The 12,923-nt window shown below is 73.1% G+C and carries 12 protein-coding genes; 2 read left to right on the top strand and 10 right to left on the bottom strand.

From position 1 onward, the window contains the following. Positions 1 to 540: 540 nt before the first annotated feature. The 5 genes from manA to OO60_RS11715 all read right to left on the bottom strand — a co-directional run bounded on the left by manA (position 541) and on the right by OO60_RS11715 (position 5,002). Positions 541 to 1,770: a mannose-6-phosphate isomerase, class I gene (gene manA, locus OO60_RS11695; RefSeq protein WP_004559279.1), complete on the bottom strand. Its 1,230-nt coding sequence runs from the start codon at positions 1,768 to 1,770 to the stop codon at positions 541 to 543. A gap of 53 nt (positions 1,771 to 1,823) precedes the next feature. Next, positions 1,824 to 2,918 (bottom strand): hypothetical protein, encoded by a 1,095-nt coding sequence (locus OO60_RS11700; protein ID WP_033261310.1) that lies wholly within the window; start codon positions 2,916 to 2,918, stop codon positions 1,824 to 1,826. Beyond that, the gene (locus OO60_RS11705; RefSeq protein ID WP_004559277.1) at positions 2,902 to 3,123 is read right to left on the bottom strand and encodes a Trm112 family protein; all 222 of its coding nucleotides are present in this window, start codon (positions 3,121 to 3,123) and stop codon (positions 2,902 to 2,904) included. The genes OO60_RS11700 and OO60_RS11705 overlap by 17 nt, the downstream gene beginning before the upstream one ends. Before the next feature lie 89 nt (positions 3,124 to 3,212). Next, a complete protein-coding gene (locus tag OO60_RS11710) occupies positions 3,213 to 4,568 on the bottom strand; it encodes a phosphomannomutase/phosphoglucomutase (RefSeq protein WP_004559276.1) in 1,356 nt (451 codons plus the stop codon). 80 nt (positions 4,569 to 4,648) lie between these two features. Next, positions 4,649 to 5,002, bottom strand: a complete 354-nt coding sequence (locus OO60_RS11715) for a DUF3499 domain-containing protein (RefSeq protein ID WP_033261311.1) — start codon at positions 5,000 to 5,002, stop codon at positions 4,649 to 4,651. 80 nt (positions 5,003 to 5,082) lie between these two features. On the opposite strand from OO60_RS11715, the gene OO60_RS11720 reads away from it, so the two are divergent. Beyond that, positions 5,083 to 5,547, top strand: a complete 465-nt coding sequence (locus tag OO60_RS11720) for a metallopeptidase family protein (protein WP_004559274.1) — start codon at positions 5,083 to 5,085, stop codon at positions 5,545 to 5,547. Between the two features lie 419 nt (positions 5,548 to 5,966). Here OO60_RS11720 and OO60_RS44565 read toward each other — a convergent pair whose 3' ends face one another. Both OO60_RS44565 and OO60_RS11730 read right to left on the bottom strand, forming a co-directional pair. Further along, positions 5,967 to 9,161: a glycosyltransferase family 2 protein gene (locus OO60_RS44565; RefSeq protein ID WP_244885510.1), complete on the bottom strand. Its 3,195-nt coding sequence runs from the start codon at positions 9,159 to 9,161 to the stop codon at positions 5,967 to 5,969. A gap of 309 nt (positions 9,162 to 9,470) precedes the next feature. Continuing rightward, a complete protein-coding gene (locus OO60_RS11730; protein ID WP_161790928.1) occupies positions 9,471 to 9,758 on the bottom strand; it encodes a WhiB family transcriptional regulator in 288 nt (95 codons plus the stop codon). Between the two features lie 264 nt (positions 9,759 to 10,022). On the opposite strand from OO60_RS11730, the gene OO60_RS11735 reads away from it, so the two are divergent. Next, positions 10,023 to 10,784: a site-2 protease family protein gene (locus tag OO60_RS11735; RefSeq protein ID WP_003090150.1), complete on the top strand. Its 762-nt coding sequence runs from the start codon at positions 10,023 to 10,025 to the stop codon at positions 10,782 to 10,784. Positions 10,785 to 10,813: 29 nt separating this feature from the next. Here OO60_RS11735 and OO60_RS11740 read toward each other — a convergent pair whose 3' ends face one another. From OO60_RS11740 to mshB, 3 genes are read right to left on the bottom strand one after another with little or no spacing between them, the layout of a single operon-like run. After that, complete coding sequence (locus tag OO60_RS11740) at positions 10,814 to 11,611, bottom strand: hypothetical protein (protein WP_003090152.1); 798 nt, start codon at positions 11,609 to 11,611, stop codon at positions 10,814 to 10,816. Continuing rightward, a complete protein-coding gene (locus tag OO60_RS11745) occupies positions 11,604 to 11,993 on the bottom strand; it encodes a hypothetical protein (RefSeq protein ID WP_003090153.1) in 390 nt (129 codons plus the stop codon). The genes OO60_RS11740 and OO60_RS11745 overlap by 8 nt, the downstream gene beginning before the upstream one ends. After that, positions 11,990 to 12,832: an N-acetyl-1-D-myo-inositol-2-amino-2-deoxy-alpha-D-glucopyranoside deacetylase gene (gene mshB / locus OO60_RS11750; RefSeq protein WP_033261312.1), complete on the bottom strand. Its 843-nt coding sequence runs from the start codon at positions 12,830 to 12,832 to the stop codon at positions 11,990 to 11,992. The genes OO60_RS11745 and mshB overlap by 4 nt, the downstream gene beginning before the upstream one ends. Positions 12,833 to 12,923: the final 91 nt, after the last annotated feature.

The raw sequence follows: 12,923 nt of genomic DNA on the forward strand, positions 1-12,923 counted from the left end.
AGCCGCCCGTCCCACACCCGCCGACCGGCCCGGAACCGCCGGGCTCGCGGGCGCCTGACGAGACGGGGTGGTGCTGCCCCCTCGCCGCACCACCCGGCTCCCCCTCGTCGAACGGGTGGCCACGGAGGTGGTGCCGCCCCCTCGCGGCACCACCTCGAGCCCACGGGCGCCGGGCGGAATCCCGACCGGCGCCACCCCCAGCGGACTGGCCGCGCGCACCAGCGCACCAGGGTCCCCCGTTGGTGTTGATGGTGGCGGATGCCGCCACACGGAACGCACACAGAAACCCCCGCCGCGCACACCCGCACAGCCCGCACCCCGGCAGTCGGCTCGCGTACCCAGGCGGTCGACTCGCGTACCCAGATGGTCGGCTCGCGTACCTGAACAGTCGGCTCGCGTACCTGGGCAGTCGGCCCGCGAACCGACCCTCCGGGCACGCCAGCCGACCCTCCAGGCACGCCAGCCGACCGTCTGGGTACGCCAGACGACCCTCCGGGCACGCTGGCCAGGTGGGTGGTCGGGCTCAGGAAGGCGAGGGGGTCAGTCCTCGCAGGTGCCTGCCGTCGCGCGGAACAGCTGTGCCCGCACTCCGCCCACCGGGCGGATCTTCACCGGCGGGTCCGCCGCCGGGAGCCACACCGACTGGCCCCGCCGCAGCTCGACCTTCTCGCCGTCGTCCGCCGTCACCAGCAGGTCGCCCGCCGTGCACAGCAGGATCTGCGGGCCCACGCTGTCGACCGATATCTCGTCGTCCTGGTCCGCCGACCACTCCACGCGGGACAGCTCGAACTCCGGCGCGTCCGTCCGGTACACCGCCATCCGCCCGCCCGTGTCGCCGCACTGGACCGGCATTTCGCCGCACGCGAAGTCCACCACGCGCAGCAGCTCCGGGACGTCCACGTGCTTCGGCGTCAGACCACACCGCAGGATGTTGTCCGAGTTCGCCAGGATCTCCACGGCCGTTCCGTGCAGGTACAGGTGCAGGTTGCCCGCCGGCAGGTAAATCGCCTCGCCCGCGCGCAGCGTCAACCGGTTCAGCAGCAACGCCGCCAGCACGCCCGCGTCGCGCGGGTGCGCCTCGCCCAGCTCCAGGATCGTCCGGCACTCCACCGCGAACTCGCCGTGCTCCTGGACGTGCCGGACGCACGCGTCGAGCACCTCCGGCAGCAGCGAATCCAACGACGGCTGCGGCAGCGTGATCCACGTCGTGAACAGCGCCCGCAGGCCGGCCGGGTCCGGCTGGGCCTCCAGGAGCCCCGTGTACTTCGCCAGTCCCGGCGTCTCGATCGCCTTCAGGAGCTTCACCGTGCGGTCCGGGGTGCGGAAGCCCGCCAGCGCGTGGAACTCCGTCAGCGCGCACACCAGCTCCGGCTTCGCCGTCGGATCCGGGTAGTTGCGGTTCGCCGCGTCCCGCGGAATGCCCAGCTGCTCCTCGCGGGCGTGGCCCTCCGCGGCCTGGGCCGCCGACGGGTGCGCCTGCATCGACAGGGGCTCCTCCGCCGCGAGGATCTTCAGCAGGAACGGGAGCCGCCCGCCCCACCGCTTCGCGCAGCGCTCGCCGAGCTGGGTCACCGGGTCGGCGTCCACCAGCTCGAGCAGGCTCCGCTCGGTCCCGTCGGGGCCGATCACGTGGGACGGGTCGCCCGGGTGGGCACCCATCCACAGCTCGGCCTCGGGGTGCGGCGCGGGTACCGGACGGCCCAGCAGCTCGGGGATCGCCGTCCGCGATCCCCAGGCGTAGGGCCGCACCGCGTTGCGCAGCAGCTCCACTGTCACCTCAACTCCACTCCTTCGGCACCGGCCAGGCCGGCGCTAGGCGGGTCTCACGCCGTCGCGGGCGCGAAGCGACCGGCACCGCCGATGCTGCCCGCCGCCAGCCCGAGATAGACCGCCGCCAGTTCGAACCGCAGTGCCAGCACCGCGGCCCGCACGATTTCGTCGGCCTCGATCTCCTCGGCCGGCGCGATGACGTCCGCACCCGGCAGCAGATCCTCGGCCTGGTAGCGCGCCGCGTCCGTGGCCGGACCGGTCCGCACCGAGAGCAGCAGCACCCGGGTGGGGATGTCACCAGAGGGATCGTCCGGATCAGCGAAGATGTCACGCTCTCCGCCGCCTGATTGCGCCGCCCGCCGCAATGCGGGGCGCGCCAGGGCCTGACGATAGTCCTCGACGTCGCACACCGTGGCCGCGTGGGCGGCGAATGCGTGCGCAGCGTGTTCGCCGACGGCGACCGCTACCGGGTCCAGCCCCCACAGCAGGGGCACGCGGTCGGCCACCCGCAGCGCGAGCGCCTTGGCCGGGTTCGCGAACGACTCCCGCGCCAGGTAGTCCTTTTCGGCTTCCAGGTCGAGCTGGTCGGCCAGCACCTGGACGTCGGAGATCAGCAGGCCCAGCGCGTTCGCGGTGAGCAGCCCGGCGGCCAGGCCGCGCGGGAACGCCAGCTCCGGCGGCACCGGGATGCGCGGCGCCAGCAGGATGCCCTTGCCCGCCACCGCGGCCGCCACCGGGCCTTCCGACGGCGCCGAGAGCACCACCGAGGCGCCGTAGCGGGCCGCGCGCTCCAGCGACGCGGCGAGCTCGCGGTCACCGGGGTCGTCGGTGTGGGCGAACACGACGTCGAGCGCGCCGATCCAGCTCGGCACCACCTCGGCGACGACCACCGGAACGGGGCACGAGGGCGCCAGCAGGGCGGCCAGCAGCCGCGTGAGCGTGCGGCTCACCCCCGGCCGGTCGATGAGCACGACGGCGCGCGGGCGGCCCATGTCGAGCCGCTCGGACAGCTCCAGCTCCGCGGCGAGCTCGGCGGTCGCCCGCACCTGGGCGCCCGCCATCGCGGCGGCACGGAGCAACCCCGCGCTGTCGGCCTCGGCCAGCCGCGCGGGGTCGTCGAGCAGCGTGTCGTCAAGCACTGTCGGCATCGGAAGTCCCGTTGTCCCCCGGCAAGGTCGCCTCGTCGAGGAGCAGCACCGGGATCCCGTCACGGACCGGGTACACGCGACCGCATTCGGTGCACGTCAGTGCGTCGGCCTCGGGGTCGTCCAGGGCGCCCGGCCGGAGCGGGGCGTGGTCGGGCGACGGGCACGCCAAGATCTCGAGGAGCTGGGCGTCGAGCGTGATGGCCATGGTTCCTCCATACCACGCTGGGAGGTGTGATGAAGGGCACCTTCAGGACACAGTTCGGCCCCGCGGCCCGCCCTTCACCGTGGACGGGGTCAGCTGCGGATGATCGCGAGTACTTCGTCCACCAGCCCCTGCACGGCCTCGGCGTTCGCGGCCTCGACGTTCAGCCGGAGCAGCGGTTCGGTGTTCGACGGGCGCAGGTTGAACCAGGCGCCGCCCGGCAGCTGCACGGTGAGGCCGTCCAGCTCGTCGAGCTCGACGCCGGAGCGGGTGCCGAAGGTGTCCTTGACGGCCATCATCTTCGCGACCTGGTCGTCGACCGTGGAGTTGATCTCACCCGAAGCCGCGTAGCGCGAGTACGCGCTGGTCAGCTCGCTCAGCGGGCCGGTCTGCTCGCCGAGGGCGGCGAGGACGTGCAGCGCCGCCAGCATGCCGGTGTCGGCGCGCCAGAAGTCGCGGAAGTAGTAGTGCGCGGAGTGCTCGCCGCCGAAGATGGCGCCGGTGCGGGCCATCTCGGCCTTGATGAACGAGTGCCCGACGCGGGTGCGGACCGGCTTGCCGCCGTGCTCGGCGACGATCTCCGGCACGCCCTTGGACGTGATCAGGTTGTGGATGATCGTGCCGCCCGGGTCCTTGGCCAGCTCGCGCACGGCGACCAGCGCGGTGATCGCGCTCGGCGAAACCGGCTCGCCGCGCTCGTCGACGATGAAGCAGCGGTCGGCGTCGCCGTCGAAGGCCACGCCGGCGTCCGCGCCGACCTCGCGCACCTTCGCCTGCAGGTCGACGATGTTCGCCGGGTCGAGCGGGTTGGCCTCGTGGTTCGGGAAGGTGCCGTCGAGCTCGAAGTACATCGGCACGACCTCGATCGGCAGCCCGTCGAACACGGTCGGGACGGTGTGCCCGCCCATGCCGTTGCCGGCGTCGACGACGATCTTCAGCGGCCGGCTGCCCGACAGGTCGACGAGGTTGCGCAGGTAGGCGGCGTAGTCGGCGAGGACGTCCCGCTCGGAGACGGACCCGCGCTGGCCCTCGAACTCCGGCACGCCCTGCTCGACGGTGTCGCGGATCTCGGCGAGCCCGGTGTCCTGGCCGACCGGCGACGCGCCCGCGCGGCACATCTTGATGCCGTTGTACTTGGCCGGGTTGTGGCTGGCGGTGAACATCGCACCCGGCAGGTTCAGCGAGCCCGACGCGAAGTACAGCTGGTCGGTGCTGGCCAGCCCGATGCTCACGACGTCGAGGCCCTGCGAGGTGACGCCGTCCGCGAACGCCGCCGCGAGCGCGGGCGACGAGTCGCGCATGTCGTGGCCGATCACCACCGAGGGCGCTTCCGGCTTGATGAGCAGGGCGAACGCGGCGCCGAAGTCGCGGACGAGGTCCGCGTCGAGCTGCTCGCCGACCACGCCGCGAATGTCGTAGGCCTTCACGATGCCCGAAAGGTCTGGCACGCCGTCTCCCCGCGAATAGTCGTCCCGGCGCCCGCTGCGCCGCGCGGAAAGCCTACCGGCGAGGTGAGTGGGTTACGCGTTCAGGCGCGGCCGGGCAGGACCCGCAGGTGGCCGCGGCGCCCGGACGGGCCCTCCGGCTCGGGCGCGGGGGCCGGTTTGTCGGAGCGGCCGGCCTCGCGCACGGCCTCGGCCAGCGCGGTCAGTTCGTCGGCCGACGGGTCCGGCGCGGCGAAGGCCCCTTCGTGCCGGACGACTTCCCAGCCCTTGGGGACGGTCAGCCGCAGCGCGTGGGCTTCGCAGAGGTCGTAGGAGTGCGGCTCGGAGGCGGTGGCCAGCGGGCCGACGACGGCGGTGGAGTCGCTGTACGCATACGTCAGCGTGGCCACAGCTGGCTCGAGACAGCCAGTACGCGAACACTTCCGTACGCTCCGCACGAATCGAAACGATAGCGCGTCGCCGCAAGCCTGGAGGAGCGACACGCGCTGGGACGCGCCGACCGCATAGACTTCGAGGCGTGGCGACGGCTCGTGACTACCGACAACGGCGGCGCTCGCGACGGGACCGGCACGGCCGGGGCCTGCGCGGGACGCTGTATCCGGCGACCCTGCCCGCCGCCGCGAGCCGCGCGGAACGCTTCGACGCCCTGGTGCTGGACGCACTGGAGCCGATCGAGGCCCGCTGGCGCCACGAGCTGACCAAGCTCGACGTGGCGGTCGACGACGTACCCGAGGTCCGCGAGAACGGCCACTCACCGGCGGACGGCGTGCTCCACGACGGCGCGGTGCCGCTGTCGCGCCTGGTCCCGGCGGGCGTGGACCGGACGGGGCTGCCGACGCGAGCCAGGATCGTGTTGTACCGGCGGCCGCTGGAGGCGCGCGCGAAGGACCCGTCGGAGCTGGCGGAGCTGGTGCACGACGTGCTGGTGGAGCAGGTGGCCGGCTACCTGGGCGTGGAACCGGACGTCATCGAAGGCGAGTAGCCGGGGGCCGGGGCCGACCGGACGATGTGAACCGGCGGCCGGGGAACTCCGGACCGCGGGCGAATGGGTGACGTGAACCGGCGGCCGGCAGCGGACGCCGAGCACGAACTCACCAGACCTCCCCCGCCCCTCATCCCAGCCTTCCCTTCAGCCGGCGGTCGGGTTTGTCAAGGCACGCTTTCCCGCCTTGACAAACCCGAGCGGCGGCTGAAAATCCCACCGGAGGGGCGGGGGAGGTCGGAGCCGCCTCTCTGCCGCGGCAGGGAATTCTGCCGCGGCAGGGCCGGTTCTGGCGCAAGAGAATTCAAAGACTGTCCTCGCCGGACGGGCAGGCTCTGGGATGACCACTCGTGCCGCTGTCATCTCCCGTTGGAGAGGTGGGCCGCAAGGTGGTCATCCCGTCGCCTGATTGAGGCCTATCACTTTGAGCCGGGCCCGCAAGGTTGCGCTGCTCTCTCGCGTTGCGCTCTGTGTTGCGGGCCCGGCTCCGCCACCTGGTGGCCCCATGCCGGGACGATCGGGACCGGTTTGCCGCCTACCGTTGCCTTCCAGCCCGCTTCCTGCTCTGCCGCCAGGACCAGCAGGCGGCCCGTCGGGCCGTCGGATACCCGGACACGTACGTCCGGGAGGTCCGCTCGGACCGGGGCCACGCCCGGGGCGTTTCCGGGCGCGGCGCCCCCTGTGACCGCCGCCTTGGCCTGTTCCGGGGAGATCAGGATCACCTGGCCCGCTGGGGGGAGCAGGCGGAGCACTCCGCGGCCGTCCGAGGTTGGGGCGGCCGCCGAGAGCAGGTCCTTTGCCAGGGGCAGGTACGCCTGGGGGTCCACGCCCGGTGGGAGCACCACGTACTCCACGCCCGCCGCCGCTGCGGCCGCCACCATGCGCTGGACCGCTGGTGCGTCGCCCTGGCCCAGGTCGCGGCGCCACGCCGCCAAGCGGGCCGGGGTGGCTGGGGTTGGGGCCAGCTCGTCGTCGCCGTAGTGCGGCAGGCGGGCGCCGATCTGGCGGGTTGCGTCCGGGGCCACGTCGAGCACCGAGCGGCCGGATGCCGCCAGCTCGGCCGCGACCTCCGGGGCCAGGGACGGCCGCTCGCCCGCTCGCAACGGCCCCTGCGAGCCGACCAGGACCGCGCCGGTTGCCAGGCCCAGGAACACCGCCACTCCGGCGACCGCGAACACCTGGGGCAGCCAGGTCGCCGGGATGCTTGCCGAGCCGCCGCGCTGCCACGATCCCAGTACGACCCACAGCAGGCCCGCGCCGACGACCAGCAGCGGCACCCCCGCGTAGCCGTGCGCCGGGGCTCCTCCCTGCACCGGGACCGCGGTCACCACCCGCACCAGCACCAGGCCGGCGCCGCCGAGGGCCGCGAGTGCGAGGCCGCCCGCCGCGAGCTTCGTCGGGCGGACGACCACGGCCACCAGCGCCGCCGCGATCACCGCGACGCCGATGGGCCAGGCACCCGGGCCGCCCGGGTCGAGGCCGGCCAGGTCAGTGCCGGACACCGCCGACGCCGCCCCGCCGAGGCCCTGCAGGAGCAGGCCCGGGTGGCGGAGCAGCACCGTCGGCCACGGCAGCAGCAGCGCCAGCGGCAGCAGCACCACGATGCCGACCGAGACGACGCGGCGCGCCAGCCCGGTCGGGGCCGGCAGGACGACGAACCCGATCAGCAGCCCGGCGAGCGCGAGCCCGTGCGCGAGCGGTGAGAACGCGCCGAGCAGCGCCATCCCCAGCGCCGACAGCGCGGACACGTGCAGCCAGCGCGTGTCCGCCCGGACCAGCAGCCCGGCGATGCCCGCGGCCACCAGCGGCAGCACGAGGTGCACCACGACGACGTCGAGGCGGCCCTGTGCCACGCCGGCGGTCGCGGCCGGGAGCAGCGCGTAGGTCGCGGCGACGACGGCACGCACCCAGCGGCGTACGCGCAGCCGCCGCGTCGCCGCGTACGCCCCGATCGCCGACAGGGGGATGTCACCCAGGAACAGGATCGCGACCAGTGCGGACGGGCCGCCGAGGGGCGCGAACACCGCGCCGAGCGTCCCGATCACCGGCAGGGACGCCGAGGCGGGTGCGCCGGTGCCGCCCGCGATCGCGTGCCACGGCGACAGGTACGACGACCACAGCTCCCCCAGCCCGGCGACCGGGAGCAGCTTGCCGCCGAAGACGTCGAGGCCGAGCCGGGCCCGGTTGACCACCAGGCCCAGCGCCGTCATCACGACGAGCAGCACCACCGGCGGCGCGAAGACCGTGGCCGCGAGCACGCGGCGGCGGTTCACCTCGACGAAGACGAGCTCCGGCTCATCGGCTTCCGAGGTGTCTTCGGCCACCGGTACCGGGGTCTCCGGCAGCGTGACGGCGACGAGCGTGCCCGGGCGGCGCAGCCCGGATCCGCGGGCGCTGAGGCCGCGCAGCGCGCCCGCGGGCAGCGCGTCGGGGCCGACCGGACGGCTCTCACGGGCGTCGAGGGCTTCCGGCGTCACCCATGCCGACTCGGTTTCGACGGTCTCGGGCACGCGGCCGAGCGCGACCTCGTTCTCGACGCCGCGGCGCACCAGGCCGACGACGCCGGCGCGGACGGCGTTGCGCAGGCGGGTCCAGCGGCCGGTGAAGAGCCCGCGAACCGTGCCGGGCCGCGGATTCCGCCGCCGGCGGTCGCGGGCGGCGCGCAATCCGCCGCGTCCACTGAGGAGGTACGCGGCGGCGGCGAACTCGGCGCGCGCTTCGCCGGTGCGGCGCAGCAGCGCGAAGGCGAGCGCGCGCAGCACCGACAGGAGCGGGAGCCGGATCATGCCGAGCCAGAAGGAAAACGGCGAGCAGTTCACCAGGAACACGCGCAGCCCGTGGGCGCGGTTCGCGGCGGAGAGCGAGCCGGGGACGGCGTCGGCTGCCCGCTGTCCGGTGGTGAGGGCCCGTGCGTGGCGGACGCGGGCGGCCGGGACGGACAGGACGATGCCGCCGGCGGCGTTGGCGCGCCAGCCGAAGTCGAGATCCTCGCGCAGCAACGGGAATGCGGGGTCGAAGCCGCCGAGGGTGTCCCAGGCGTCGCGGCGCACGAGCGAGCCGGCGCTGGGCACGGCGAGCACCTCCACCGGCTCTTCGCCGGTGGCGGCGATCTGCTGGCGGTGGCCGGACGCGTCGGTGGACAGGCCGGCTTCGACGATCAGCCGCGGGTCGGTCCAGTCGAGCCCGAGGGGGCCGAGCACGGTGGCCGACGGTTCCTTCGTCGCCACGGTCAGGAGTTGCTCGAGGCAGTCGCGTTCGGGTGCGCAGTCGTCGTGCAGCAGCCACAGCCACGATCCGGGGTCGTCACCCCAGCGCTCGGTGGCGTGCTCGACGGCCGCGGCGACCGCGGCGGCGAAGCCGGTGTCGCCCGGAAGTGTGATGACGCCGGAGAGCACGGGAGAAGAATCCGGGCCGGGGTCCTCGGCGGCTTCGGCGAGCAGCCGCGGGGTCGCGTCGGTGGATCCGGTGTCCACGGCGAGCACGTACCGGGGCCGCACTGTGCTGCGGCGCAACGAAGAAAGGGCCAGCGGCAGCCAGGATTCGCCGTTGTGACAGACCACAATGGCCAGAACGGGCGCGGTGCGCGGAACGGGCGGCGCGGCGGTGCGAGGCAACGAACGCTCCAGATCAGCCGGGGGTCGGTCCGGCCACCCTACGGCCCCGCCCCATCACCCGATGGTGAACCCACGCCGGGCCCCACCCAAGAGAATTCGCCGGTGACGCAAAGCATCACCGGCGAATTCCGCAGTCCACAGCCGGAACACGGCAAAGGATCCGCCTCGCACCGAGCCGCGGGTCCCACGCGAACCCGGCCCGACGCGGGGGTCCGGGGGCTTGCCCCCGGGCGGGGTCTGGGGGTTGCACCCCCAGAAAACACGGAAACGAGCGGCTTCGGTTCGCGCGTTCCGCGAACACACCTCTCCCTAGACGGCTCGTTTCTTGAGCTTTCGACGCTCCCGCTCGGACAGACCGCCCCAGATGCCGAAGCGCTCGTCGTGGGCCAGTGCGTACTCAAGGCACTCGTCCTTGACCTCGCAGCCCAGGCAGATCCGCTTGGCTTCGCGGGTGGAGCCGCCCTTCTCGGGGAAGAACGCCTCCGGGTCCGTCTGTGCGCACAGGGCGCGTTCCTGCCAGTCCTGCTCTTCTTCGGTGGCATCGATGAGCTCGGTGAGATCTCCCAGAGCCTGCTCCGGGATCTCGCCCCAACTCATGACGTGCCCCCATTCCTTCCCATCGGCTTCCAACCGCACGTCCGCCTCCTCGCTCCCTAGCACTCCCCAGGCTGGCGGTGGTGAAACGACACTCGCCGTCCCCTCTCGGCGGCGAATGACATCACTGTGATTACACCCGTGTAGTGCGGTCAGGTCAAGCGGAGTAGCGAGTTCGGGGGACGTTCCGGCCCGATCGCGCAAGGGGACACGCCGGTAACTTCACACCGGGCATACGGAAGACTGGAGCACGTGCAGAAGTCAGCAGTGCGTCCCAGCCCGGTCTTCCTCGGCATCCTCGCGCTCACCGTCGCCGGTGGTGTCATGGCCGCGTTCGGCTACGTCGACCCGTACTTCGTCCGCGATCACGACACGCTGGCCGTGGCCGGTGTGGTGATCTTCGTCGCCGCCGGCTGGGTGGCGTCGTTGACGCTCCACGAGTTCGGGCACGCGATGGTCGCTTACCGCGGCGGCGACTACAGCGTCGCCCACAAGGGTTACCTCAACCTCGACGTGCGGAAGTACACCGATCCGGTTCTGTCGATCGTGCTCCCGCTGATCTTCCTGTTCATCGGCGGCATCCCGCTGCCGGGTGGCGCGGTGTGGATCAACCGGGGCGCGCTGCGTTCGCGGGGGACGTCGTCGTGGGTGTCGCTGGCCGGGCCGCTGAGCAACCTCGCGGTCGGCGCGGCGCTGTGCCTGGTGGTCGCGCTGGTCCCGATGCCGAACGGCCTGGTGATCGCGATGTCCTTCCTGGCGTTGCTGCAGGTCGTGACGTTCATCCTGAACATCCTGCCGATCCCGGGCCTGGACGGCTGGGGCGCGATCGAGCCGTACCTGCCGCCGCAGGCGCGTGCGTTCGGGGCGCAGGTCCGCCCGTGGGCGCCGATCGTCCTGTTCGCGCTCCTCTGGCTGTTCCCGCCGGCGAACGCCGCGTTGTGGGACGGCGCCGGCTGGATCTTCGACGCGCTGGGTGGCTATCCCGGTGCCCCGAACGGGTTCCTGCTCTTCCAGTTCTGGAAGTACTGAGGTTTGAACCGGGTGCCGCGCGGGAATGATCAGCGCGGTGCCGTGACGGGTGGCGCGTGCTCGGTCAGCCAGACGTGCGCGCGCTTCCACACGACCCGCAGACCCGACCGCTCCCCGAGGTAGTCGCCCGCCGCGCCGACGACCGGCAGCATGCCGATCGCGCGGTGGAACAGGTTGCCGCGGGGACGCTTCTCGAGTTCGCCGGTGATGCCGAGCAGTCCGCGGCCGAGCCGCCAGAGCGTGCGGCCCGCGGCCTTGACGGTCGCCTTGCCGTGCTTCTTCTCCGACTCCCTCAGTTCCTCGGTCAGCTTCGCCGCTTCGTCCGCCTCCGCGGCTTCGTCGTGCTCCGCGTGCCTGCCGGCCGCGAGGTCCGGGTCGATGTCGCGCTCGAACAGCACCGACGCGATGAGGCGCACGCGCGTGCCGACGTCCGTGACGCCGTACTCGCCCGCGATCGCGCAGAGCAGCAGCCCTTGCGACGCCGCGCCCAGCGCGTCCTGGACCGGGAGCCGGTCGGCCAGCGCGCCGCCCAGCCCGGGGATCGACGTCAGCAGCGCCGTGAAGCGGCCGACGCGGTTCATCCACCAGCTCGACCGGTCGTAGCCGGTCATCCGCGCCCACGCCGCCGTGCCGGGGACCTTCACCGACGTGATGCCGTGGATCAGCTTCGCCTTGAGCCCGGACTCGACCTCGGCCAGGTCGTCGGCCGCCCGCGCCTGCAGGCCGAACGGGTCGGACTCGCGCAGCGCGTCGAGCATCGGCCCGCACGCCCGCACGAACGGCCGCAGGACCGCCACGACCTGCCGGTCGGAGATCGCCTCAGCCACGTCCCGGTCTCCTTCCCACCCGGCCCGGCCCGCCGCCGAGCACCATCGCGCCCGGCAGCGCGCTCGCGCCGAGCAACAGCAGCGCCCGCCAGTCCTGGATCAGCACCAGGTCACCACCCGGACCCAGCAGGCCGACCCCGAACACGACGAGCACCCACACCGCGAGGGGTACCCAGGAAAGCCCGGGCCGCACCAGCTTCGCCGTGGTCCACACCAGCCAGGGCGTGGTGACGGCGCCGACGAGCACCGTCACCGGCACCGGGACCACCCCGATCCGCAGCGGCAGGAAGAACAGCTCCAGCAGGGCGAGCAGCACCGTGTCGACGGCGAGCAGCGCGAGCAGCAGGCCCTGTTCGAGCGTCAGCCGCTCGTCCACGGTCACAGCCCGCCGAACAGGTCGTGCCCGGCGCCCTCGGCCGGGCCGTGGGCGAGCACGTAGCAGTCCTGCGCGAGGATCGGCTGGGCGAGCTCGTTCGTCAGCGCGAAGTAGGGGACGTCGCCGTCGACCACCGTCAGCTGCGTCGCGTGCGCGCGCAGGGCCGCGAGCTTCGCGGGCACGTACGCGGCGACGTCGAGCACCGTCGTGATCTCTTCGTCGGGTGTCGTGGGCAGCTCGTCGTCGGCCGGCACGGCGAACACCGGGTCGCCGTCACGCACCGCGGCCAGCCCGGCACGCACCGCGGCCCGCGGCGCGACCGTGTGGAAGACCCGGGCCACCGAGCGGGCCCGCGGCGCCGCCGCCATCGTGATGTCGTGGGCCCGGATGTGGTCCGGGTGGCCGTAGCCGCCGAAGGCGTCGTAGGTGACGACGACCTGGGGCTCGACCTCGTCGAGGATCGCCGCCAGCTGCGCGGCCTGCTCGTCCGCGGAACCCCCGGTGAACGCCCGCGGGTGCGACGCCGACGGCGTGCCCGCCATGCCCGAATCGCGCCAGCGGCCGAGCCCGCCCAGGTAGCGGTGCCGCGACACCCCCAGCGCGGCGCACGCGGCCCTCAGCTCGGTGACGCGGTAGCCGCCCAGCTGGTCGGCGGTGTGGGCGCGCAGCCCCTCCAGCTCCCCGAGGCCGGCCATGACCTCGCCCTCTTCACCCAGCGTGCAGGTCACCACGGTCACGTCGGCGCCTTCGGCGGCGTATCGTGCGATCGAGGCGCCGGTGGTGATGCTTTCGTCGTCGGGATGGGCGTGGACGAACAGCAGCCGTCGGGGTACCGGGGAGATCACGGGTTGAGCGTAATTCCCGTGCTCCGACCTTCGTCGGGGACACCCTCGGTTATCCTCGCGCGAGTCGCGACCGCCGCGTCGCGATCGTCTG

Origin of the sequence: Amycolatopsis vancoresmycina, assembly GCF_000716785.1 — a bacterium.
In the GTDB taxonomy this organism is placed as follows: domain Bacteria; phylum Actinomycetota; class Actinomycetes; order Mycobacteriales; family Pseudonocardiaceae; genus Amycolatopsis; species Amycolatopsis vancoresmycina.

What these genes read in the sequence shown, in the direction of transcription:
- OO60_RS11705 (WP_004559277.1), bottom strand. Translation starts at nt 3,123, where the DNA reads ATGGCCATCACGCTCGACGCCCAGCTCCTCGAGATCTTGGCGTGCCCG.
- OO60_RS11730 (WP_161790928.1), bottom strand. Translation starts at nt 9,758, where the DNA reads ATGAGTTGGGGCGAGATCCCGGAGCAGGCTCTGGGAGATCTCACCGAG.
- OO60_RS11700 (WP_033261310.1), bottom strand. Translation starts at nt 2,918, where the DNA reads ATGCCGACAGTGCTTGACGACACGCTGCTCGACGACCCCGCGCGGCTG.